Origin of the sequence: Pseudoalteromonas sp. SG41-2 (assembly GCF_014164535.1) — a bacterium.
Taxonomy (GTDB): domain Bacteria; phylum Pseudomonadota; class Gammaproteobacteria; order Enterobacterales; family Alteromonadaceae; genus Pseudoalteromonas; species Pseudoalteromonas rhizosphaerae.
On sequence record NZ_JACJFK010000002.1, the window covers coordinates 246,450 to 270,631 of the forward strand.

The 24,182-nt window shown below is 40.8% G+C and carries 20 protein-coding genes and 1 other RNA gene; 13 read left to right on the forward strand and 8 right to left on the reverse strand.

The features are described from left to right. The first annotated feature begins 107 nt into the window (after window positions 1-107). A complete protein-coding gene (gene gshA / locus H5186_RS02605; RefSeq protein ID WP_182794089.1) occupies window positions 108-1,685 on the forward strand; it encodes a glutamate--cysteine ligase in 1,578 nt (525 codons plus the stop codon). A 140-nt stretch (window positions 1,686-1,825) separates the two neighbouring features. Beyond that, window positions 1,826-2,434 (forward strand): hypothetical protein, encoded by a 609-nt coding sequence (locus H5186_RS02610; protein ID WP_145237206.1) that lies wholly within the window; start codon window positions 1,826-1,828, stop codon window positions 2,432-2,434. A gap of 55 nt (window positions 2,435-2,489) precedes the next feature. Here the strand turns inward: H5186_RS02610 and H5186_RS02615 are convergent, their stop codons facing one another. The 3 genes from H5186_RS02615 to H5186_RS02625 all read right to left on the reverse strand — a co-directional run bounded on the left by H5186_RS02615 (window position 2,490) and on the right by H5186_RS02625 (window position 5,599). Beyond that, window positions 2,490-3,326 carry a mechanosensitive ion channel family protein gene (locus H5186_RS02615; protein WP_145237203.1) on the reverse strand — a complete coding sequence of 279 codons (837 nt, stop codon included), beginning with the start codon at window positions 3,324-3,326 and terminating at the stop codon, window positions 2,490-2,492. A 136-nt stretch (window positions 3,327-3,462) separates the two neighbouring features. Continuing rightward, window positions 3,463-4,731: an HlyC/CorC family transporter gene (locus tag H5186_RS02620; RefSeq protein ID WP_145237200.1), complete on the reverse strand. Its 1,269-nt coding sequence runs from the start codon at window positions 4,729-4,731 to the stop codon at window positions 3,463-3,465. Window positions 4,732-4,792: 61 nt separating this feature from the next. Beyond that, on the reverse strand, window positions 4,793-5,599 hold the full coding sequence (locus H5186_RS02625) for an inner membrane protein YpjD (protein ID WP_145237197.1): 807 nt from the start codon (window positions 5,597-5,599) through the stop codon (window positions 4,793-4,795). A 273-nt stretch (window positions 5,600-5,872) separates the two neighbouring features. Between H5186_RS02625 and ffh the strand changes: the two genes are divergently transcribed. The 6 genes from ffh to tyrA all read left to right on the forward strand — a co-directional run bounded on the left by ffh (window position 5,873) and on the right by tyrA (window position 11,014). Beyond that, window positions 5,873-7,252: a signal recognition particle protein gene (gene ffh / locus H5186_RS02630; RefSeq protein WP_145237194.1), complete on the forward strand. Its 1,380-nt coding sequence runs from the start codon at window positions 5,873-5,875 to the stop codon at window positions 7,250-7,252. Window positions 7,253-7,513: 261 nt separating this feature from the next. Further along, a complete protein-coding gene (gene rpsP / locus H5186_RS02635) occupies window positions 7,514-7,762 on the forward strand; it encodes a 30S ribosomal protein S16 (RefSeq protein WP_145237191.1) in 249 nt (82 codons plus the stop codon). Between the two features lie 17 nt (window positions 7,763-7,779). Beyond that, on the forward strand, window positions 7,780-8,316 hold the full coding sequence (gene rimM, locus H5186_RS02640; RefSeq protein ID WP_149980792.1) for a ribosome maturation factor RimM: 537 nt from the start codon (window positions 7,780-7,782) through the stop codon (window positions 8,314-8,316). Then, window positions 8,316-9,083 (forward strand): tRNA (guanosine(37)-N1)-methyltransferase TrmD, encoded by a 768-nt coding sequence (trmD, locus tag H5186_RS02645; protein ID WP_145237185.1) that lies wholly within the window; start codon window positions 8,316-8,318, stop codon window positions 9,081-9,083. Before rimM ends, trmD begins: the two co-directional genes overlap by 1 nt. 33 nt (window positions 9,084-9,116) lie before the next feature. Continuing rightward, on the forward strand, window positions 9,117-9,476 hold the full coding sequence (rplS, locus tag H5186_RS02650; RefSeq protein ID WP_002962189.1) for a 50S ribosomal protein L19: 360 nt from the start codon (window positions 9,117-9,119) through the stop codon (window positions 9,474-9,476). Between the two features lie 404 nt (window positions 9,477-9,880). Continuing rightward, on the forward strand, window positions 9,881-11,014 hold the full coding sequence (tyrA, locus tag H5186_RS02655) for a bifunctional chorismate mutase/prephenate dehydrogenase (protein WP_145237181.1): 1,134 nt from the start codon (window positions 9,881-9,883) through the stop codon (window positions 11,012-11,014). A 71-nt stretch (window positions 11,015-11,085) separates the two neighbouring features. On the opposite strand, the gene H5186_RS02660 is transcribed toward tyrA, so the two are convergent. Beyond that, on the reverse strand, window positions 11,086-12,243 hold the full coding sequence (locus H5186_RS02660; protein WP_149980790.1) for a chorismate mutase: 1,158 nt from the start codon (window positions 12,241-12,243) through the stop codon (window positions 11,086-11,088). A 360-nt stretch (window positions 12,244-12,603) separates the two neighbouring features. Here H5186_RS02660 and H5186_RS02665 point away from each other — a divergent pair, with 360 nt between their 5' ends. Further along, complete coding sequence (locus H5186_RS02665; RefSeq protein WP_182794090.1) at window positions 12,604-15,594, forward strand: EAL domain-containing protein; 2,991 nt, start codon at window positions 12,604-12,606, stop codon at window positions 15,592-15,594. 71 nt (window positions 15,595-15,665) lie between these two features. Here the strand turns inward: H5186_RS02665 and H5186_RS02670 are convergent, their stop codons facing one another. Beyond that, window positions 15,666-16,865, reverse strand: a complete 1,200-nt coding sequence (locus H5186_RS02670; protein WP_182794091.1) for an aromatic amino acid transport family protein — start codon at window positions 16,863-16,865, stop codon at window positions 15,666-15,668. A 387-nt stretch (window positions 16,866-17,252) separates the two neighbouring features. Between H5186_RS02670 and H5186_RS02675 the strand changes: the two genes are divergently transcribed. Further along, on the forward strand, window positions 17,253-18,155 hold the full coding sequence (locus H5186_RS02675) for a DMT family transporter (RefSeq protein WP_145237168.1): 903 nt from the start codon (window positions 17,253-17,255) through the stop codon (window positions 18,153-18,155). Window positions 18,156-18,195: 40 nt separating this feature from the next. On the opposite strand, the gene H5186_RS02680 is transcribed toward H5186_RS02675, so the two are convergent. After that, window positions 18,196-19,074 (reverse strand): OmpA family protein, encoded by an 879-nt coding sequence (locus H5186_RS02680; protein ID WP_145237165.1) that lies wholly within the window; start codon window positions 19,072-19,074, stop codon window positions 18,196-18,198. A 217-nt stretch (window positions 19,075-19,291) separates the two neighbouring features. Here H5186_RS02680 and rnt point away from each other — a divergent pair, with 217 nt between their 5' ends. Beyond that, complete coding sequence (rnt, locus tag H5186_RS02685; protein WP_182761212.1) at window positions 19,292-19,987, forward strand: ribonuclease T; 696 nt, start codon at window positions 19,292-19,294, stop codon at window positions 19,985-19,987. On the opposite strand, the gene H5186_RS02690 is transcribed toward rnt, so the two are convergent. Further along, window positions 19,971-21,596: a DUF342 domain-containing protein gene (locus tag H5186_RS02690; protein WP_182794092.1), complete on the reverse strand. Its 1,626-nt coding sequence runs from the start codon at window positions 21,594-21,596 to the stop codon at window positions 19,971-19,973. The genes rnt and H5186_RS02690 overlap by 17 nt on opposite strands. Before the next feature lie 304 nt (window positions 21,597-21,900). Between H5186_RS02690 and ssrA the strand changes: the two genes are divergently transcribed. Both ssrA and H5186_RS02700 read left to right on the forward strand, forming a co-directional pair. Beyond that, window positions 21,901-22,257: a transfer-messenger RNA gene (gene ssrA, locus H5186_RS02695) on the forward strand. Window positions 22,258-22,491: 234 nt separating this feature from the next. Continuing rightward, window positions 22,492-23,244 (forward strand): sulfite exporter TauE/SafE family protein, encoded by a 753-nt coding sequence (locus H5186_RS02700; protein ID WP_182794093.1) that lies wholly within the window; start codon window positions 22,492-22,494, stop codon window positions 23,242-23,244. A gap of 127 nt (window positions 23,245-23,371) precedes the next feature. Here the strand turns inward: H5186_RS02700 and H5186_RS02705 are convergent, their stop codons facing one another. Next, window positions 23,372-24,169, reverse strand: coding sequence for a hypothetical protein (locus H5186_RS02705; protein ID WP_182794094.1), 798 nt, complete (start codon window positions 24,167-24,169; stop codon window positions 23,372-23,374). Window positions 24,170-24,182: the final 13 nt, after the last annotated feature.

Here is a 24,182-nt window from a genome sequence, read left to right on the forward strand (position 1 = left end):
TTCTTGGAAAATAGTGGAAATTAGAGTTATGCCACTATTAAACCTTGAGTATTATCAATTTGCCCCCATTGACTTATGATTAGGCCACGTGGCTCGAGGAAGCATTTTTGACTACACATGATTTAACTAAAGCGTTAGCAGCGCTAGCCCCAGAACAGCATAAATACGCAATTAAAGGCATTCAACGCGGTATTGAAAGAGAAGCGTTGCGGATCAAGCCAAACGGTGTAATTTCACAGCAAGGTCATCCAAAAGGGGTTGGTTGTGCGTTAACTAACGGGCATATCACAACTGATTTTTCTGAGTCTTTACTAGAGTTTATAACACCCGTTAGTGAATCTGCTGAAGAAACGTTAAATCAGCTGCAAGACTTACAAAAGTTTACCCTATCACAGATGGGCGATGAATTATTATGGCCTATCAGTATGCCGTGTTTTATAGAACATCAAGATGACATTGTATTAGCTCAATTTGGTGATTCTAATATTGGACGCATGAAAACCTTGTACCGCGAAGGTCTTAAAAATCGTTATGGCAGCATGATGCAAGCGATTGCCGGTGTACACTTTAATATATCGTTTCCAGAGTCATTTTGGCAGAGTTTAAAAACGATTAAAGGCGATACTGGCTCATTACAAGAGTTTATTTCGGCAGGTTATTTAGGACTGATCCGTAACTTCAAACGAGAACTATGGTTGATCAGTTATTTATTTGGTGCATCGCCAGCGCTGTGTAATTCATTTTTACAAGGGCGTAGTACGGATCTTCCTTTTAAAAAGCTAGGTAAAGGTACGCTTTATCTTGAAGTGGGTACAGCTTTGCGCTTAGGTAATTTGGGTTATACCAACAGTGCTCAGTCATCACTAAAAGTACTGTATAACTCACTAGATGAATATGTAGCAGGATTAAAAAGTGCGATTCATTCATCGTCAGATATTTATGGTCAGCTTGCTGATTATAAAGATGCCCAGCCTAAACAATTGAATAAAAATGTATTGCAGATTGAAAACGAATTTTATTCGCCAATTCGTCCTAAGCGCAATGCTAAAAGTGGTGAAACACCGACTGACGCACTGTTACGTGGCGGTATTGAGTATATTGAAATCAGGGCTCTAGATGTAAATCCATTTGCAGCAACGGGAATTGATATTGAGCAAATTCATTTCCTAGATGTTTTTCTAACTTATTGCTTATTGAAAGATTCTCCAACAATGGATTGGGATTCGCAACAGCGTAGCACCGAAAATTTAGATACGGTTGTAAGCCAAGGTCGCGCTTTAGAAGTGATGCTAAATCGCTCTGGTAGTTTATGCAGTCTAGCAACGTGGGGAGCAGAGATCTTCGTACAGTTACAACAAGTTGCAGCCTATATGGATAATGCTTACGGCGTTAGCTATTACAGCGAAACGATTACTCGATTAAGCCAATGGATAGCAGATCCTGAATTAACATACTCAGGGCGCTACGTTAGTCAACTGAAAGGGTCTGGTATTGATAATGGTTATTTTGCCTTATCGTTGGCAAAAAGTTACCAGCAACAACATCAAGATACGCCATATAAAGTGTATTCAGACAGCTATTTAAAACAACAAGCAGAACAGTCAGTTATTGCTGAACGCGAGTTGAAAGCCGCTGATAATCAAACATTTAATGCATTTTTAGATGATTATTTTGCCACTAAGTAAGTTTGTAGCTAAATAAGCAGGCAAAAAAACGCAGCCCAAGTTGGCTGCGTAAAGATTCTTCAGGGATAAACAATGCTAAACTGCGCATTCATAAAATAAGACTTATACTTTTATAAAAAGTTCAGCGAGCATAAAAAAAAATGAAAAATAGTTTAATTATTTTATCGCTGGGGGCTCTGTTAACTGGTTGCGCAACAGCCCCTCCAAAGCAACCTAATGATATATGTAAAATTTTTGAAGAAAAAAGCGATTGGTACTATGACGCAAAAGATGCCCAAGAAAAATGGGGCTCACCTAAACATGTACTAATGAGCATGATGTATCAAGAAAGCTCCTTTAAACACGATGCTGCACCGCCAATGGAATACTTTTTGTGGGTTATTCCCACAGGGCGAGCAAGTTCAGCTTACGGCTACTCACAAGCAAAAACTCCCACCTGGTCTGATTATATTCGTGAAACGGGTAATAGCGGCGCAGATCGCGATGATTTTGATGACGCTATCGACTTTATGGGCTGGTTTGTTTATAAGACTCATAAAGTTAATGGCATCTCGAAATGGGATGCCTACGCGCAATACCTAAATTACCACGAAGGCTGGGGCGGTTATAAACGCGGCACCTATAAAAATAAAAAGTGGTTAATGGCAGTGGCTAATAAAGTAAAAAATCGTGCAAGTCGCTATGCGGCTCAGCTTAAACGTTGTGAAGACGATTTAGATAAAGGGTGGTTAGAAAGATTATTTAGCTGATCTGACAAGATTCAAGATTTTAAAAAGCCCGCACAGCGGGCTTTTTAGTATTAGTTTATTTCCCTGGGAATTGATGAATATGTACATCGCGCTGTGGGAATGGAATGGTAATATTTTCTTTATCGAAGGCAATTTTAACGCGTTCGTATAAACCAAAATACACTGGCCAGTAATTTTCAGAATCAACCCATGCCCAGACCAACATGCCGATATGGCTATCGCCATGCTGACTTACATGCACAACCGGTTGTTTTGCTTCATCTTTGAGTACTAACTCGTAGCTATTTAACACGCCCATTAGTACTTCTCGCGCTTTAAGCACATCATCACTGTAGCTAATACCAAACTCAATATCGACGCGGCGAGTTGGTTCTGCAAACTTGTTTTTTACACAGCCATTAGAAAGTGCACCATTTGGGATAATAATTTTTTCATTATCATAAGTGAGTAGTACGGTAACAAATATTTGAATTTCAACCACTTTACCCATATAGCCTTGGGCTTCAATGACATCACCAATTTTAAATGGTTTAAAAAATAAGATCAGCACACCACCGGCGAAATTCGCTAGGCTGCCTTGTAATGCCATACCGACCGCTAAGCCTGCAGCACCGAGCATAGCAATGAACGAGGTTGTTTCTATACCAATCATTGATGCGACTGAGATCAGTAATAGCAACTTTAAAATAACCGATAAGAAGGAGACCAAAAAATGACTTAATCCGGCTTCAAACTTTACCTTTGCCATTGATTTTTCAGCCATACTGGCAATACGGCCAACAAACCACCAACCAACAATTAAAACAAAGATTGCCAATAAAAATCGAGGGCCATAGGTCATTAGCATTTCAATCGCTTTGGTGTACAGGGTCTCGATAGAGATATCTTCCATTGCATTTTCCACATCTATAAAGTTACAAATATAATAGCCTAATAATTAACACTTTATAGAGAATAATGAACAAAAAATTTGTTGCGGGGATGAGCTGAGGGAGTAGAGTAACCATAGGTTACTCTACAGATATTGCTTATATTTTGCGCTTGTTCGCTTGAATGCGCACCAGTTTGATCATGTTCTCTTTTACTTCAACAACTTCAATCGGATAGCCTGCAATACGCAAACTCAAGTTGGCATCAGGAATGTCTTCTAAGTATTCGACAATTAAGCCACTTAATGTTTTCGGGCCATCAAGAGGGAACTCCCAATCCATTTCTTTGTTTAGATCGCGTACGTTAGCACCGCCATCAACTAAAAATGAGCCATCATCTTGTGACACAACTTCTTCACTTGGAGTACGTGTTTGCGTAGTGGTAAAGTCACCGACCACTTCTTCAAGAATATCTTCGAGGGTAACTAATCCTTGAATATCACCATATTCATCAACTACTAAACCGATACGCTCTTTTGATTGCTGAAATTTAAATAGCTGAGTATTGAGCGACGTACCTTCAGGAATAAAATAAATCTCACGAACTGCGCGAAGCAATGATGGTTTATCAAATTGCTCTTTTGTTAATAACCGCAGTGCATCCCGTGAGTGAATAAAGCCTACCGCATCATCAATTTGGTCGCGATATAAAAGTACTCGCGTGTGTTGTGCATGGGTAAGCTGTTTACTAATTAGTTTCCAGTCATCATTGATATCAATGGCAACAATTTCGTTGCGCGGGATCATAATATCTTCGACAGTGACTTGCTCTAAATCTAAAATGGAGGTCAACATACTTTGGTGACGCGCGGGGATCAGCGCACCCGATTCATTCAGCACCGTTTTTAATTCTTCTTTACTCATGCTGTGCTCATCTATTTGTGCAGCACTAATACCAAATAGGCGTAATATGCCATTGGTCATCCAGTTAACGACGACGACAAATGGAAAGAGAATTTTTAGTAACCCTTTGAGTATCACCGAACTAGGAAAGGCAACTTTTTCAGGGTAAAGCGCAGCTAGCGTTTTAGGCGTAACTTCTGCAAATATAAGCACTACTAAAGTTAGTGCGCCAGTGGCAATAGCGATACCTAAATCACCATATAAACGAATACCGATAATGGTTGCAACCTGCGCGGCAGCAATATTCACCAAGTTATTACCGATGAGGATAAGGCCAATAAGTCTATCAGGACGGCTCAAAAGTTTGTTGACACGCTTTGCTGCGCGGTGATTTTCTTTAGCAAGGTGGCGTAAGCGGATTCTGTTAATTGACATAATGCCCGTTTCAGAACCAGAAAAATATGCAGAACAAAGTATGAGTATTCCAAGTATTATAAACAAAACACTTGTAGAGATGTCGTCCAAAGAAGGATCCTTTTTTATTTAACCAATGCGTATTAAGCGGGAGTGAGCTGCCTGAGTCAAGTTAAAACTTATTCAGGATCACCTCTTGCACAAAACGACTGCCAAAATATGCCAGCGTTAAAACAAAAGCAGCAGCCATGATAGCTAGTACGACCGGTTTCCCACGCCAGCCTTGCTTTAAGTGACCAATTGTCACCGTTGCAAACATAGCCCAAGCAATTAATGATAAAACAGTTTTATGAATAAATTCACTAGCAAACATGCCATCAAGAAAAATAAAACCAGATAATAACGCTAAGGTTAACAAAACCGTGCCTAGCGTTAATAAGTGATAGAGTTGGCGTTCAACCACCATTAATGGCGGTAAATGGCTATGCACAATCGCTAAGTCTTTTCGTTTTAAACGTTTATCAATAAAGTAAAACTGTACGCCATATAAAGTGGCAATAATTAACACACAGTATGCAAGCAGGGAAAGCGAAATATGAGTGACTAAACCTATTTCAACATCAATACTTTGCAATAAAATATGATGCGGGATAAATAAGCTGGCAATTGTTAGCAAAGCAGCAAAGCCATAGACAACAGGCAGTAATAATGTGGCAGGGAATTTTAATGACACTGTAGTGACAGAGACCACAATCACCCAGCAGGTTAATAGTGATACATTAACAATACTTAAATCTTGGCCATCGGCGCGAAACACTGAATTCACCAGTAATAACATGTGCGCTAAAATTGCCACCGTGCTGAGGATAACCGTCAGCTTTTGGCTCGGACCTTGTTGGTGAAATAACCGAGACAGCACGTGAGACGTCGCGAAGATATAAAATAAACTGGCAATAATAGTTAAACTAATAATCAGCATAGTGCTTGGGCCACTCAATTTGAGTCAAATATTCCTTGTTAGAGTAATGGCATTGTATTTTATAGTGAGGCAAATGCATAGAGTTTGTAAAAAGAAACTCAAACAGCTCACTTGAACACTGTATTGTGCGCCACCATTTACGGTATACTGTTTTTAATTAAAATTTTAATAATACTGATTATATGAAATCAGCGCTATTAATAGTAAGTGCTAAACTTGCGGCAATAACGTTGGTTGGGAAATTGGTATATCACGTTTGATCGGAACCTTTACATGTTTGAGAACCTCCAAGAACGATTAGGTAAAACCTTAAAGAATATCAGCGGCCGTGGACGCCTTACTGAAGACAATATAAAAGATACACTACGCGAAGTGCGTATGGCTTTTTTAGAAGCCGACGTCGCTTTACCCGTTGTTCGTGAGTTTGTTAAACAAGTTAAAGAGCGCGCGGTAGGTATTGAAGTAACTAAGAGCCTAAGTCCTGGGCAAGTGTTCATTAAAATCGTTCGCGAAGAGCTTGAAAAAGCCATGGGTGAAGCAAACGAAGAGTTGAGCCTAAACGCACAACCGCCAGCCGTTGTAATGATGGCGGGTCTGCAAGGTGCGGGTAAAACGACCAGTGTTGCTAAGCTTGCCAAATTCTTAAAAGAACGTAAAAAGAAATCAGTATTAGTAGTCAGTGCCGACGTTTATCGTCCTGCGGCTATTAAACAGTTGGAAACACTGGCCGATGAAGTAGGTGTTGAGTTTTTCCCAAGTGACATTTCACAACAGCCGGTTGATATTGCGAAGGCAGCTATTTCTCATGCGAAAAAGAAATTTATCGATGTTGTATTAGTTGATACCGCAGGTCGTTTGCATGTTGATAATGACATGATGGACGAGATTAAAAATCTTCATCATGCTATTAACCCAATCGAAACCTTGTTTGTGGTTGATGCCATGACGGGTCAAGATGCTGCCAATACTGCCAAAGCGTTTGATGAAGCATTACCTCTGACCGGTGTGATACTAACCAAGACCGATGGTGATGCGCGCGGTGGTGCTGCACTATCAATCCGCCATATTACCGGCAAGCCTATTAAGTTTATGGGTGTTGGTGAGCGCACTGATGCGCTTGAGCCTTTCCATCCAGATCGTATCGCATCGCGTATACTTGGTATGGGGGATGTACTTTCATTGATCGAAGAAGTCGAAATGAAAGTCGATAAAGAGCAAGCTGCAAAAGTTGCTGAAAAAGTTTTTAAAGGTGATGGCTTTACTCTTGATGATTTTGCTGATCAATTAAAGCAAATGAAAAGCATGGGCGGCATGATGTCAATGCTTGATAAATTACCTGGTATGCAAAACCTGCCTGATGCAGTGAAAGGTCAGATGGGTGATAAAACCTTTATTCAGATGGAAGCGATCATCAGCTCAATGACGAAAAAAGAGCGTGCGCGTCCAGAGATCATTAAAGGCTCTCGTAAAAAGCGTATTGCAGCGGGCTCTGGTACGCAAGTACAAGAGATCAATAAGCTGTTAAAACAGTTTACGCAGATGCAAAAAATGATGAAAAAAATGAAAGGTAAAGGCGGCATGATGAAAATGATGCGCGGTATGAAAGGCATGTTACCACCAGGAATGATGGGTGGCGGTGGCCCTAAATTTTAATGTTTTAACTGACGCCATGCTGATGTAGCGACTCAGTTAACTAAAAAGAGAGGCAAATAGCCTCTTTTTTTGTAGATAAATTATGCGTTGAAAGTTCTATATAGCCTGATTTAACGCGTAGATCATAGTTTAATCAACTTAACAGTCATTTCGAGTCACTTCTTACTTGCATTGTTGCTAAAAACTCGTACAATTCCCCAGCTCCCCATACTGGGGAGTAAATCTTATTAATGAAAACAGTCAATCTATTTAGAGGACGGTATGGTAACTATTCGTTTGCAACGTGGTGGCGCTAAAAAACGCCCTTTCTATCAAATTGTGGTTGCGGATAGCCGTTTCTCGCGTGACGGTCGCTTCATCGAGAAAGTAGGCTTTTTTAACCCAATTGCTAGTGGTCAAGAAGAAAAAGTACGTTTAGATTTATCTCGTGTAGAACACTGGGTAGGTCAGGGCGCATCTCTTTCAGATCGCGTAAATAAGTTAGTTAAAGACGCTCGTAAAGCGGCTTAATAGGCGTAAGTGTAACCATGAGTCAAGAGAACACCTCATCAATAATTGTCGTAGGAAAGCTCGGCGCCCCATATGGTATAAAGGGCTGGCTTAAGGTACATTCATTTACTGATGATCCCATAGGGATCTTCGATTTCAGCCCGTGGTTGATAGGGCAGCAAGGTAAATGGCAGACCTTAGAAGTGGTCGACTGGCGTCGCCACAACAAAGGCTTTATCGCTAAATTTGCGCAAGTAAACGATCGAGACGAAGCAATGGCTTATACCCATGCAGAAATCTCAATGGATGCAGCGCAATTACCAGAGCTCCCGCAAGGTGAGTTCTATTGGCGAGATCTCATTGGCATGTCTGTTGTAACCGATAAAGGTTATGACTTAGGCATAGTTGATGACCTGATGGAGACAGGCTCAAATGACGTATTGGTTGTGAAAGCAAACAATAAAGATGCATTTGGCCAAGCAGAGCGTTTAATTCCGTTTTTAACTGATTCAGTTATCAAAGAGATTAAGCACGATGCAAAAGAAATTACAGTAGACTGGGATCCTGGCTTTTAATGAGTCAAACGAGTTCGTTGTGGGTAGGGGTTATCAGCCTTTTCCCGGACATGTTTGATGCCATTACAACGCAAGGTGTAACTGGTCGAGCAGTAAAAAATGGTCTGATCGACTTTAACTGCTGGAACCCACGAGATTATGCTATTGATAAGCATAGAACCGTGGATGATCGTCCTTACGGGGGCGGTCCAGGTATGTTAATGATGGTTGAACCACTGAAACAAGCCATTCTTGACGCCAAACAGGCGGCAGGCGATGGTGCAAAAGTAATTTATATGTCCCCGCAAGGGCGCAAATTAGATCAGCAAGGGGCAAGCGAACTCGCCAGCTCTAAAAAACTGATTTTAATTGCCGGTCGCTATGAAGGTATAGACGAGAGAATAATAGAATCATACGTTGACGAAGAATGGTCGATTGGTGATTTTATTTTGAGTGGTGGTGAACTACCAGCCATGACATTAATTGACGCAGTAGCGCGATTAGTGCCGGGTGTATTAGGACACAACCAGTCAGCAGAGCAAGACTCATTTTCGGATGGCTTGCTAGATTGTCCTCACTATACACGGCCAGAAACATTGGACGACAAACAGGTTCCTGCTGTATTACTCAGCGGAAACCACCAAGAGATAGCAAAATGGCGGCTGATGCAGTCATTAGGCAGAACTTGGTTACGCCGTCCTGACTTGTTGCATAACCTAGCTCTGACTGAGGAGCAAGCGGTATTACTCGCGAAATTTCAGCAAGAGTACCAAAAAGCTTGTGGCTAGAAGACAGTTACACCTAGGAAAGTGAGAAACATAATGGCAAAAGTAAACCAAAATATTATTAAAGCGCTTGAAGATGAGCAGCTTAAAACAGACGTACCTGCATTTGGCCCTGGTGATACAGTGGTTGTACAGGTAAAAGTAAAAGAAGGTGCTAAAGAGCGTCTACAGGCCTTTGAAGGTGTTGTAATCGCTAAGCGTAACCGTGGTCTTCACTCAGCATTCACAGTTCGTAAAATCTCGAACGGTGAAGGTGTTGAGCGTGTATTCCAAACGCACAGCCCTCTTATCGATAGCGTAGCAGTTAAGCGTCGCGGTGCAGTTCGCCGTGCGAAACTTTACTATCTACGTGAGCGTTCTGGTAAATCTGCACGTATTAGAGAAAAACTTAACTAATACGCGCTGTTTATCAACGCAAAAAAACGGGTTGCAACCTTCGGGCTGCAACCCGTTTTGGTTTTTAGAGATAGTAAGTTAGGTAGAGTAAAGTTATCGAATTAGAAGGCTAGTGAGGTTAAAGGATAAAGTTAAAAGATTAAGATCGCTCAACGTTAAAGTGATCACCATAACTTGATTAGAGCGCAGAGAAGTTCAGTAAAAAAATACCCATCCAAGAATTACTCATAAATCAAATACAACTCGGCCAACTTATAACTTATGGCTTAACGCTTAAACCCTCATTCTTTTGCTTATTTAGCCTTTTAACAACTAAGCGATCCTGTTAGTATTTATCGTATTGATTAGTTTACTTTTATGTAAATTTAAATGTACGAAATTGCAGTTTCTAAGGTGGTAGTCGCGTGGCGGATATAAAAGAGTTAGATAAGTTAAGAGAGGGGATCGATGAATGTGATGCCCAGTTGGTTGCACTGCTGGCTAGACGTAATAGTATTACCGAGCAGATCGGCGCAATCAAACAACAAACGGGTGCGCCACTGCATGCGCCTGATCGTGAAGCTACTTTATTAGCTGCTCGTCGCCAAGAAGCGATTAACCAAGGTGTTAATCCTGAATTGGTGGAAGATATCCTACGCCGTATGATGCGCGAAGCTTACCAAAATCAACAGGCTAAATTAGCATGTAGCGCGCCACAGTTATCACCTATTGTGATTGTTGGTGGTCAAGGCGCTATGGGGCAATTGTTTGCTCAGCAATTTATCCGCTCAGGGTATGAAGTTAGAATACTCGACAAAGAACAGCAAAGTAACGCGCAAGAAATATTAGCGGGTGCAAAACTGGTGATGATCAGTGTGCCAATTAATGCCTTAGAAACAGTGGTCACTGCCTTACCTAAGCTCGATGATGATTGTTTATTAGTTGATATTACTTCAGTTAAGCAAGCACCGTTAAAAGTATTAAAAGCAGTGCATAGCGGTCCTGTAGTCGGTTTACATCCAATGTTTGGTCCTGATATTTCTCATTGGGTAAAGCAAACAGTGGTGGTTTGCGAAGGCCGTAACCATGAGATTGCCCAAGGTTTATTATCGCAACTGCAAGTGTGGGGCTGTCAACTTGTTGAACTCGATGCGCAAAAGCACGATGAAGCTATGCAAATTATTCAGGTTATGCGCCATTTAACCACTTTTGTATACGGCCAGTTTTTAGCAAAACAAGGTCATACCCTCGAAGAGCTCCGCAGTTGTTCATCACCGATTTACCAATTAGAGTTGATGATGGTAGGGCGCTTATTCGCACAATCACCAGAGCTTTATTCAGACATTATGCTAGCGCAATTTGATAACGTAGAGCCTTTACTTGCACAATATCAAGATACGTTTGCAAGTACCTTGGCAAAATTAAAAGCCGGTGATAAGGCCGCTTTAATTGATTCATTTGCGGATGCTAAAGCGTATTTTTCAGATGCTACTGCGCATTTTTTAACGCAAAGTCGCAGCCTGTTAAACAAAGCTAATGATGCGAAAGTACTTGATTGATAACCGCTGTGTGAAAAACAGATAATAAAAAAGGGCTAATTTTAGCCCCTTTTTTATATTTTACTTAGCGCTTAACTTTCTATACTAACAGCTTGCAGCGATTCACTTTGGTAACAGCCCAGTACGCGTACATATTGGGTGTGTTCTTTAAGTTCTTCAAGTGCTTGCTTAACATGGTTATCAACCAGGTTTGCTTCTAAATCCACATAGAATACTTCTTCCCATGGGTTACCCGGCACAGGGCGTGATTCTAGTTTTACTAAGTTGATATTATGTTCTTTGAAAATCATCAACGCATCAGCCAAAGAACCTGCTTGTTGTTTAGTTGCCATAATTAAACTGGTTTTAGTCGGGATCTGTTTTGATACATAAAGAGGCTTACGGGCAACTACAATAAAACGGCTATGATTTTCACGTTGATTCGCAAGGCCTGATTTAATCACTTCTAAACCCACATTCTTACCCGCTTGAGCTGAACCAATTGCTGCGCTATTAGGGGTATCTAATGCTAATTGTAGAGCGCTTGAGGTTGAATCGCATGTTTCATGTTGAATATCTCCTAAGCCTTGTAAAAAGCGACTACATTGAGCGAATGGTTGCGGGTGAGCAAAAATCTTACTGATCTGACTAAGCTCAGTACCCGGTGTGACCAGTAAACAATGTTCAACACTGTGGGTTACTTCACCAACGATGGAGACTTGTGCGTGTTGCAGTAAATCAAACACTTCGTTAATACTGCCTGAGCTGGTGTTTTCAATGGGTAATAAGCCAAAATCTGCTTGACCATTTTCAACTTTACCAGTGATCTGCTCAAAGCTAGAGCAGCCCATTTCAACAAGTTTACCTGGGCGACGGCTAAAATATTTATGACAAGCAAGTTGGCTGTATGAACCCTGACCACCTAAATAAGCAACACGGTGTGTTTCACTCATAGCATCTGGGTTTAAGTTCTTCTGTAACATGGCTTGTTGATTAAGTACTGAATCTTCTAAAATTGTTTGGAAAACGTTATTCACATAATAAGCGTCCAAACCAAGAGACTTACCATAACCGATGAGTTTTTCTAACAAGGCAAGTTCTCGGGCCTCATCACGTATCGGTTTATTATTAGCAATCTTATATTCTACAACGCCGTGGCTAATACGGCGACGTTTTGCTAATAGCACTAATAGGTCAGAATCAATTTCATTGATATCGTGTCTAAGTGAATTAAGTACATCATTAGTCATTTTTGGGTTCCTCATTCCAAAAAATTACCTTTTGGGTAATAAAAACAAAAAAGCCTCCCAATTGGGAGGCTTTGCTATTCGGTTGATTTAATCTCGCAAACAGGTAAGCCTCTTCTATCTAAAGAAGCTAAAAAACGAAAAATGTAATTGCGAATATATTATATTCATACTCTTAATGTATGGAGAGTGGGCTATAAAGTCAACACTCTAGCGGGTTTTATCGCCGCCAAAGGATAGTTTATTTTTGATATGGGATTTTTTCAGTAATTTCAACGAAAAATTTATAAATCTAAATAGGGATCTGGTATATTTATTTAGGTGAATTTAAATAAAAATAATTATTAAAAATAAGGTTGTCCTGTGGTGTATAGACGCCCACCATCACGCTTTGGTGTAAATTCGTTGAGTATGAAGCTTTCGCTGTTAATTTCGGCAATTTGTTTAATTGCTGGGATCTGTGCAGCGGTGTTAATGCTAAAATCAGAAGAAAAACAATTGGTATTTGAAGAACATGAAGTTCTCAAGCATTCCAGCGAACGTCTGATCCGTCAGTTTAATACTCTGGTGAAAACCAAAATTAATATTGCGGAGCAAGCGAATAATGTCGTCTCTAGCCAATTATTTTATAATTCCTCGCAATTGCTCAGTAGCCAAAGTGCGCAGCTCAGCTTTGACCCCGATGGCAGTATTCGCAGTGCCTCTGATGATGGTTTATCTGCGGCTTTTATGCCACAAGATAAGTACTCACCTTTTTATAAAAAACTCATTAATGATTCTGAATCGCTATGGAAAATTGTAGCGCCTACCTTGATCCAAGATTTCTTTAACTTTTATTTAATCACCAAAGATAATTTTATCCGTATTGCGCCACCTAATTGGGCTCTGAATGTTGCAGGCTCTCATCAGTTTATTGATAATCAAAGTTTTAATTACGCAAAAGAAGCGCTTAACCCAACCCGCTCGGCTGTGTGGTCTAAAGTTTACTACGATAAAATTTGGCATAAATGGGTGGTGAGTTTACTGGTGCCAGTTTATCTTGAAAATGAATTTTTAGGTGTTACTGGCAGCGATTTAGCACTCGATACGCTTATTTCGCAATTACCGATCGGTGACAAGGAGCAGCACTTATTTGTTTTTGATAGCCAAGGGCAATTACTTGCTCATCCTGATCTGAATAAAAATCTTTACGAAACCTACGGTAAAGCAGGCAAACCACTACGCACTCATGATTTTGTTAATGGCGATCTACAAGAGCTGATCAATCAAACTATCAAAATGCATTTACCAGAATACGCAGACTCTTTTGTACAAGATGGTGAATCGCACATCATTAATATTCGTAAAGTTGATAATTTAGACTGGTATATAGGAATTTACAAAAAACGTTCATCAGCACTTTCAGCACTTGAAGAGCTAAAAGTGAAGTTTTTTGGGTTGTTTATTTTATATGCCATTTTAGTCGCACTGTTATTACATCAAGCACTTTACCAACTGGTGTTACGTCGTATTCATTCATTAGTACATGCGGTAACCAGCTTTGGCAAAGGGCACTTACAAATTGAATTTCCAAAAGAAAATAAAGACGAAATTGGTACTTTAAATGGCTCTTTTCGCGATATGGCTATTGAAATTCGTAAGCTTATTGATGGTCTGAATCAGCGTATTACAGAAAAAGAGATTGCCGAAAAAGCCGCAAATCGATTATCTAAAGCGGTTGCTTTTTCTGGCACTGCAGTGGTCATCACCGATCAAAACTTCGTGATTGAATACGTCAATCCAAAAATGTTAGAAATGACCGGATTTGAAGAAAATCACTTTATGCAGTCACCGCTATTAAGTATTATCGCCAAAGAAATGGCTATTTTGGTTGATGACATTGATATTGATTTACGCAGCCGAAATTATTGGCGTGGCGATACTTTGATCCAAGGTCTAGATAAAAAGCCAATCTGGGTGTCGCTCAGTATCTCACCAATTCGCGAAGACGGTGGCAGCATCACCAGTTATGTTGCCTCAGCACAGGATATTTCGTTTGTTAAAGAAAGCCAGCGGAAAATGGAGCAATTGGCTTATTTCGACACCTTAACAGGGCTGGCTAACCGTACCTTCTTTAGAATGCAATTACGTAAGTCAATGGCGCTTGCAGAGCGTGGCCATTATGCGTTTGCTTTATTCTATTTTGATTTAGATGAGTTTAAGCGTATTAACGATACACTTGGTCATGATGCAGGCGATCAGCTACTAGTTGAGGTTGCTAACCGTTTGAAAAAACGACTGCGAGCGGAAGATACAATTGCCCGTTTAGGTGGCGATGAGTTTGCAGTTTTACTTAGTGGTATTGAGCGTCAAGAGCATGCAATGGATGTCGCTAACACTATTCAAAAAACATTGAATGTGCCAATTATGCTTGGCAATAACGAGGTCATTATTAGTGCTAGTATTGGCATTACTATGGCACCATATGATAGCAAAGAAGAAGACCAGTTATTAAAACACGCTGATTTAGCTATGTATGAGGCCAAAGCTAAAGGGCGCAATACTTATCACTTTTATAGTCAAGAACTTGATGCCGCTGCGAATGAGCGGCTGTTTATTGAAAACGAACTGCGTTTAGCAATCAAAGCTCGGCAATTTGTGATTTTTTATCAACCACAAGTTGATAGTCGCACGCAGCATGTGGTCGGTTATGAAGCCTTGATCCGCTGGTTCCACCCAACTGAAGGGATGATCCCGCCTACCAAGTTTATCCCAATAGCTGAGGCAACAGGTTTAATAGTTGAGTTAGGTGCTTGGGTGCTACAAGAAGCGTGTGAGTTTGCAGCAAGATTAGCAGCGCAAGGGCGAGAAAATAATATTTCGATTAACCTCTCTGCTCGTCAGTTTAAAGATGCTAAGTTAGTGCCGTTGTTGGCATCGATTATTAAGAAAACCAAGGTGCCGGCTAAGCAGTTACACCTGGAATTAACCGAAAGCATGCTAATGGGGAATGTGGAAGCGGCAATTACGCAATTACATCAGCTAAAAGCGCTTGGGGTGTCAATATCGATAGATGACTTTGGCACGGGTTATTCGTCATTGAGCTACTTAAAACGTTTTCCGGTTGATATTTTAAAAGTTGATCGCTCGTTTGTTAAAGATATACCGGATGATCCAAATGACATGGAGATCACTGCGGCAATTATAGCGATGGCACAAAAGCTAAAATTGAATGTGGTAGCCGAAGGCGTTGAGACTATAGAGCAAGTGGAGTTTTTACAAAACAATAACTGCTTTATAGTGCAAGGTTATTACTACAGCCCGCCTATAGCAGAGCAAGATTTGCCAAAGCTATTTGCAAAGCTTGATGATTGAGTTAAACACATGTTTAATCTAACTCAAGTTAGTTAAAATACCAAAAGGCACCATTTAGGTGCCTTTTTGCATTAACCTATCGCGGGGATTAAACCTGCCATCTGCAGCCCTTGGGCGCTGATAATAAGCACGCCGCAAAGCGCCGCTACTGCCAGACCAAAATTACCACCACGCACTGTATAGCCGCCTTTATCGTTGCTACGCTGCTTATAAACCATTGCTACGGGTAAAAACACTGCTAGTACGACTAAAGCGATAGCTGCATAGCCAAGCGCCATAATAAAACCTTGTGGGTAAAACAATGCAAATCCTAATGGCGGGATAAAAGTAATGAGGGCTGTTTTTATCCGATCTTTATTACCATCTCCTTTTTTAAAGGCATCAGCAAAGAAATCAAATAATCCTAGGCTCACCCCTAAAAATGATGTTGCCAGTGCTAAGTCTGCAAATAGGTTAACTGCAGTGGCAACAGCTGCGTTATTAGCGATACTGGCAATACTTGCCACAAAGCCTGGTAAGCCAGAGCTTTTTAGTAATTCAGCTTGACTCATCATACCTTGGCTGATCAACTGCCAAAAAATGTAAATAACCAGCGGTAAAGCTGCTCCGGCAATCATGACACGGCGTAAGGTTTTAATATCTAAACCAACATATTTAACGATCGATGGGATCGAACCATGAAAACCAAAAGAGGTAAATACCACAGGAATAGCTGATAAAATAAGGCCTTGTTCAATGGGCATTTCGAGTAAATGTTGGCCATGAACATACGGGGTTAACATATAAAATAAGCTCGCCAGTACCACAATTTTGATGCTAAATAACACTCGGTTTAGCTTATCGACCTTACTGGTGCCTAAGGTAACAACTGTGCCTATTACAATCGCTAGAATGATTGAACCTACTTGCGGAGCAATATCGAGGCTAAAGCCGTTATTTATTTTTTCTTGTAGTTGCGCACCACCACCTGCAATGTAAGCTGAGCAAAGCGCATAGAATAAAAACATCACCGAAAAATTAGCCAGATATTGGCCGCGTTTACCTAACCATGATTTTGCTAACGTATTTAGCGTGGCATCGCGATCAGCATGTTGATGTAATTCGAGCATTAATAATGCGGTATAAGTCATTAACGCCCATATTGAAATAATTAATGCTAATGCGGTTGTAAAGCCAAGTCCCGCAGAAGCGATTGGTAGCGCCAACATCCCTGCGCCGATAGTGGTACCTGCAACAATTAACATGCTGCCTATTGTTTTATTTTTAAGCACTTTTTGCCCCTAAAACATCGTGAGAGGCAGGCAAGATATAACTAGTTGGCACAAACTTAAATAGTTTTGTTACAAATCAAAGAAATTAAATGTAACTTATGATTTACAAGCCATCATTGTGAAGTCAGTTTTTGGTATAAAAACCACTCTAGCAGTTGACTTATTAACCAGTTCTGCTATTTCTATAAATTCAATTTATTATTAAGAATACTATTTACATGCAACAAGTTAACCGAGCCCTAACCATGCGCCCATGGCTGAATCTATCAGTTGTGCGCCCATTGCTGCGCTGCGGTTAAGTTGTTTTTTACTAACCGCGATTTCAAAGCGGTTAGTGCTGTATCTCCTTTCTCTTTGTTATCGCCACTTTGCTAAAAGGATCCGCTTGTGAGCGTTAAAGCATCATATTTTTTAATGGTCTTAATTTGGTCAACAACGCCTTTGGGAATTGTTTGGAGCAGTGAGTCTGTTACACCAACGCTCGCGGTATTGTTACGGATGTCGATAGGATTAGTGCTGGCTGCATTAGTTGTGGCGATTGCTAATATTCGTGTCCCTTGGCACCGTCGTGCGTGTTTTTTGTATGGTTATTCGAGTATCGGCATATATGGTGGCATGCTGTTGAGTTATATGGCAGCTAAAACAGTTCCATCAGGGCTGATATCATTAATGTTTGGTCTGGCACCAATTTTATCTGGTTTATTAGCACAGCGATTACTCAACGAGCCAAAATTCAGCGTTGTTAAACTAATTGCGTTAGCATTTGCGCTATTGGGGTTATTTTTGGTAAGTGAAAAACACATGCAAGGCTCATTGATGCAAATGCAGGGTTTAGCTTACGTATTTATGGCTGTGTGCTTTTTTAGTTTAAGTGGGGTGATGATCAAGCGAATAAAAATTGCTATTCATCCAATGGCGACCACATTTGGTGCATTAGTATTTGTTACGCCCTTATTTTTTATTACTTGGTGGTTGTTCGATGGTGAGCTCAATACGAGTACGTGGACAGTAAAATCACTGTGGTCAATTGTGTATTTGGGCGTGTTTGGCTCATTGGTTGGTTCGCTTGCTTATTTTCATGTGTTACAAAAATTACCAGCTAGTACCGTGGCGCTAACCACCTTGATCACACCAAGCTTTGCGATTGGCTTAGGGGGCTGGTTAAATAATGAAGCAATTGATCAACAATTACTTATTGGCGCTGCCATCATATTACTGAGCTTAGCGGTGTTTCAGTTTGGTGATGGTTGGTTGAAAAAAAGAGCCACGTTTAAAAAGCTTAACCCTTAACAACAGTCGTCATGTAGCTAAAAGGCATTACTTCTTTTAGCTACATTTTCTCAATTTGTATCACTAAGCGGCGGTTTTTATCGCGGCCCAAAATATTATCGTTAGTCGCTACGTGACGTTTTTCACCAAAGCCTTGCGTTTCAACTTTAGTTTCATCAATTCCTAGGCTCACCATATATTCTTTGATCGCTTGAGCTCGTTTTTTAGACAGCTCTAAGTTGTTCCAACGACCACCGTAGCTATCTGTGTATGAGTCAATCGAAATAGCCGCAATCGTCGTATCGTACTTTAAATACTCAGCAATTTTATCTAAACGTTGTTTTGATGATTTAGTAAGTTTACTGGTATTTGGTTGATAATTCATAATCGTGAAGGAAATATCTTCAAAGCTGTATGGCAGTAATTCATCGCGGCATTGTAAAAATGCCCAATAGGCTTGTTTAAAATTAATGTTCGATAAGCCAACGGCAATTTTATCGGCACTATTTTGCCAGTCTTGGTAATAAAAAGTAGGTTGGTAGCCTTTTTCAAGCTCGGTCAACATTTCCCATGCCGTTTTGTTACCCAGTTCGCCGTCAAATTTTCGTAGTAATTTCATGTCAGCAATATCACGTGCTGGTAAACCTGCTCGCCAGATTGGCGGGACTGCTTTTAAACCAGCAATACTGTAATTGTCAGGACGGACAACCATATCCAAGTTAAATAGCAGGTCTTTATTTTTGCTCGCGGTAGCGCTGAAAATAGCTTCGCCATAATATGGAACTTCATGATTTAATTGGCATTGTAAGCGAGTTGTTTTTACAACTTCCCATTGTGAGTTATCTGCCGTGGCTGTGTACTGGCGCATTGCAGCGCTGGCCGTATCTGAAAGGCATGCAGTTGCAATGCTTAGACTGATAAACAGCATTGAAAGCTTCATTACGGGATCTCCAACAATTTATTACGCCAATATCTTGGCAAAAGCTGCATTTACAGAGGCTAACAGTCATCAAAGTGTCGTTAGCTAGCTCTAGTTCTAGTTAAGTAAAGCAAGTTATATGCCTAAATGTAAGTGTTAATTTAATCTGTAAAGCGCTAGCCTAGCCACTATGATTTTTGACATAATAGCCAGCTTACTCTGGCAAACCAAGAATACTATGGCAAATACTGAACAAACTCTTTTCGCAAAACGCTTTCGTGGCTTTTTCCCGGTGGTTATTGATGTTGAAACTGCAGGCTTTAATAAAGTAACCGATGCACTGTTAGAAATTGCGGTGTCAGTATTAAAAATGGATGATGAAGGCCTACTCAGTATTGATCATACTGTGCATTTTCATGTTGAGCCATTTGAAGGCGCAAACATTGAACAAGCAGCCATTGATTTTAATGGTATCGACCCTTTCTCACCATTACGTGGCGCAGTATCTGAAGAGGAAGCGATCAAAGAGATTTGTAAAGTGGTACGCAAAGCGCAAAAAGCAGCGGGGTGTCAGCGTTCTGTGGTTGTTGCTCATAATGCCGCGTTTGATCACGGTTTTTTAAATGCAGCTATCGAACGTAATAATATCAAGCGCACACCATTTCATCCTTTTGTAAGCTTTGATACGACCTCTTTGGCGGGCTTAGCGCTTGGCCAAACGGTACTGGCAAAAGCATGCCGTGCAGCGGGAATTGAATTTGACAACAAACAAGCGCATTCAGCATTGTATGATACCGAACGCACCGCAGAGCTATATTGCTTAATAGTTAATCGCTGGCAGCAACTAGGTGGCTGGCCGCTGGCCGAAGAAGTGCCGGAAGATGCAGAGCAAGCTGGTGACAACGAAGACTCAGCCGTTAAAACGACTGAGTAATTTTACCTTCGCTCATTTTAACTAAGTGGGGCGGATAAATACGCGAAAAGTGTTTTGAATCTTTTGCGATTTTTAGCTCCACACCGGGATGCATTAACTCATTAATTTTTAAACGGCTAGTAGCTAAAAGCTGTGCTATTTTTTGTTTTACTAAATGTTTTTTACGTTTGGTGTTGGCAATACGAATATTAATTTGTTGCTCGCTAGCACTAATTTTGTCTAAAAATAATTGTCGTTTTGCTGGTGCTGGAATTTTAACTGCTTTTTTACGTGCTTGCTTTAATGCTGCGGATTTAGTGGCTAACAGTTTTTCAAAATCGGCAATTTGCAATTGTTTTTGTCTCAAGTCATGCCAATACTGCGCGATGAAAACTCGGGTTTTTGTGCCCGATGGGGCACCTAGCTCTCCGGTTTCAATTCGCATGGCATCTAAAATATTGCCGCCAATAATTTTACCGCGCGGATTATTTGCTTTACCAACGCGGATCAACCGCCGAGCACTCAAGTCACAATGTAATGCTTGTCGTTCAATAAAGAGATCTTGTTCGCTATGAATATGGCAATACTGGGCATAGCCAATTGAAATAGTCCGAGCGGCTTTAATTTTGCAAGTAAACGCTTCGTCATTTTCACGCTTACGACCAATTGCACCGAGCATAATTGTGACCGCACTGGCACTTTCGATCTGGCCTGATTCAACAAATCCCAATACCGTGATATCACCACTGGCACGCACGTGCATACCATCTTTTATATCGCCACTGATAATTACGCTGCCGTCAAAATCAACATGACCGGTGCCAATATCAACATTATCAAAACACAACACGTCATCAACGCGCATGCCACGAGGGAGGGCGACAGGCACACCTTTACAATCTGCAATCAGTACATTGGGATTAGTTGGATCGAGTTTAGTGCCTTCAAATGGTTGTAATGGTAGATCTTTACCTGGTATGGCGGGCAGCACATCACCAAATACCGTATAACCATCTTCCCCAGGAGTTGCAGCAACACGCTGCATTAGAGGAGTGCCCGGTTTTACAGTGATGATCGCGCCTAAATTGCGCATATCGACCTTACCACCTTCTTTTGCTTGTGGACTCAATACACGATCTTGTGCTGTAGCGCACAAACGTACAAATTTAGCGTCGCTGCCTTCTTTTGGTCTACGACCATGAGCAACAATCGCTCTATAGGAAACACCCGCAGGCTTGTCAAATTGCTGACCTAAAAAATTGTCCAGAGCACGAGTGCTAATGCCATGTAATACGCCAGCATCAACGAGTGCTTCGCGAGCCTTGTCAATCGACATTAAGGCCCCACCTTTAGCCGTGGTTAATGTGGCTTCAGCGACCATATTTTTCTCATCAACTTGAATGAATACCGACGCATCCAGTGCACGAGTAACAATTAAAGAATCATCCTGATAGTTTTTGCTCGGTGAGAATAGCTTACCAATATTTGCACTGACTATAGCAAAATCAGCAAACGGAGACTGTTCGATTAACTCAATAAGTTGCGAACTTGTCACTGGGAAACCACTATTTTTAGGGTGCTCAAGCAGTGACACAAAACCCGTTACAGGGTTATGTATAAACAACGACATTTATTAATTTCCTATGTAATATGCCTGTTTTTATTATTTTGGATGTAGATATTTTTTATTTATATGCCGCTCGGCTAAAACCCATAGTCAGGCATTTTCAAAGTAGCAGACCATTTGAACATAACTTTCAAATATTGTTAAGTAAATGTTATTTATTTGCTTGATCTAGGAGGGGGTAGTAACATTTGTTGCGTGTTTAATCAGCAACTACATAGCAATATAAAATAAAGCATAAAAGGGCCTTGAGTATCAGCGCGTTACTCGGTTATACTGGCTGCACGCTCTGAATGAGTTTACTAATTCAGGGGCTGATTAGGATTCGACGGAATTCAAGAAGCCCAAGGTGCATGTCGAGGTGCGGTTTGCCTCGTTAAAAAGCCGCAACTTAAAGTAATCGCAAACGACGATAACTACTCTCTAGCAGCTTAGGCTAGCTAGCGCTCCTTCCATGTATTCTTGTGGACTGGATTTTGGAGTGTCACCCCAACACCTGATCGCGACGGAAACCCTGGCCGGGGTTGAAGCGCTAAAACTAAGCGGCCTCGCCTTTACTTACCGTGTTTGTCCGGGACTTAAAGGTTAATTAAATGACAATACTAAACATGTAGTACCGACGGTCGAGGCTTTTCGGACGGGGGTTCAAATCCCCCCAGCTCCACCAATATCGGTTTTTAAATTCGTTGATTTAAAAACCCTAAAAAACCCGCAAATTTGAGTAATCAATTTTGCGGGTTTTTTTATGTTTAAGGCGAAGTGTTTTATTGTTTTAATAGCTCATCGCTTATTTTTATTTTATTGAAATAAGCGCTTCATTTTACTGGTGCTTTAGGTACTCGCATCTTATTTTTACTCATGTTAACGTCATTATTCTCTTTTACTTGCCAAGTGATCTTATATGGAATTTTTAGCTGGCGATTTATTAACGCCGCTCAGCGTGATTGGGCTTATTATATTATCGGCTGTAACGTCGATGATTTCGGCGGCTTTTGGTGCTGGTGGCGGGTTGATGTTGTTGGTGGTGATGGCATCGTTATTGCCTATGAGTATTGTTATTCCGGTGCATGGGTTAGTGCAGCTGGGCTCAAATGCCAATAGGTTTATGCTGACTTTTAAACACCTTGATAAAAGTATGTTTGCGTACTTTTCACTCGGTGGGCTTATTGGTGCGTTTGCTGCGTCGTCTATTGTGACCCGTATTCCACTTGAATTGATGAAAATTGTCGTGGCAGGGTTTGTACTTTATTTATTATGGGGAGTGACGCCAAAGTTGCGTGAAACCTCAGCTTTATGGCGCAGTACAGCTGGTGCTGTGACAACATTTTTATCGATGTTTGTTGGCGCAAGTGGCCCGTTAGTGGGCAGTTGTTTGTATGTTAATAATTATGAAAAGCTAAGATATACCGCTACTTTTTCCGCTTGTATGAGTGTGCAACATACTTTTAAAGCTATTTTGTATGGCTTTGTAGGTTTTTCGTTTTGGCAGTGGTTGCCTTTAGTTGCGGCAATGATCATCAGTGGTGCGCTTGGCACGTGGCTTGGTTTACAGTTATTACACCGTATTTCTGCCGAGAAGTTTAAACGTATTTTTCGGGTTGTTTTAACCTTACTTGCGCTGCAATTGGCATGGCAGGGGTTACAAGCGTTTTAGCTAACAATTTGTTAAAGCGCTATAAGTCTAGGTGTCATAGCGCTTTATAAATTCTAAGGAGTACAGGGACAAGGGCAGGCTTTTCTATTACACATCATTACAATGAGTGTTGCACTGATATTCTAAATCACACTGACTTTGGTAACGATGAATAGGCAATCACAGCGGCATCCCTGTGTGCTAGATCGGGGTGCTGTAACTTTTTACTGTATTCATCACAATAGGAGATTGCATCTCCTTTTATTGTTAATAGAGGGTCGTGCGTGAAGTTTAATAACAGCGATTGCCAGCGTTGTAATATCCCTTTGGGCGGGCTTGGTAGATCATTTAATATTGCTTTTGACTGGCTAAATTGGCTTTGTATTGCGATGTTTAGCATGTCGTCGTTTGCAGCTCCTAGCCAGCTAGTACCGTTATCGCCAACGCATAAAAGTGGCATATAAGGCGCAAGTGCTGGGCATACATCATTTCTATACACCTCAACTTTCCAATAGTTACGGGCTATTTTTACAAACTGAGTAAAATCTTTAATTGGGGTAAAGTTTGATGTCGCTAAAGGCAAAATCTCTACTCTGGGTTTATTGGCATTCACGGTGTCGTTAGAAACATCAATATACCAAGGACCAATAATAAATGCGTTTTGAAAATATTCATCCCGCAGTGACCCCCATGCTTTTTGTAAAGGATTGCCTTGGGCAATAAGAGTTTTTAATAAACTAAGCCCAGGTTTGTTTGTGTGCGGCAGTTGTGCTTGTAGTAATGTAAATACTTCGTCTCTTATTTCTCTACAACGACCAATAGGATAAGGCTTTTCAGCAAAGTACGGAATAGTAGGCGCAAGTGTTAAATCGGCTATTAATCTTAGTTGAGCTAAGTCAGCACATAGTAAAGTAAGCTGCTCTGAGGAAAAGTTATTATCAAGCACGTATATTCCTTAT